This window comes from Marinobacter sp. EVN1 (genome assembly GCF_000475375.1).
GTDB classification, from domain to species: domain Bacteria; phylum Pseudomonadota; class Gammaproteobacteria; order Pseudomonadales; family Oleiphilaceae; genus Marinobacter; species Marinobacter nauticus.
The window spans coordinates 1-324 of the sequence record NZ_AXCB01000064.1 but is presented as its reverse complement, the minus strand read 5'-3'; the positions used below and the strand labels follow the sequence as shown (position 1 = coordinate 324).

At 58.3% G+C, this 324-nt stretch carries 1 pseudogene; it reads left to right on the top strand.

The features are described from left to right. Positions 1-86: 86 nt before the first annotated feature. Positions 87-324 (top strand): annotated as a pseudogene (locus Q674_RS37155) (hypothetical protein); the annotation flags it as partial.

The following is a 324-nucleotide window of genomic DNA, read 5'->3' as shown; positions in this document are numbered from 1 at the left end:
GGGCCGCGTGGACGGTCAGACCGTGTTCCACACTCAGGAATACCGCGAGTGGCTGTCCCGTTTTGACGGCGAACCGGAGGTGAGCCATGACTGACACCCTGGCGATGGATCTGATGCCAGCGCAGTGGTTTCCAGACATTGAGTTGACTCGGCTTGCCGTAGGCGAGCGCAGCATTGACATCGTTGGTGCCGGCGAGTGGGCCTTGCAGGGAGATCTGGTGCTGTTTGAGGGTAAAGGTACCCTGCGTCTTTCGTTGACGGAAGCTCCAAGAGTTGAAATCTGGAATGGCGAAACCTGGCAGTTGCTCCCCGAGGATTTTCTGG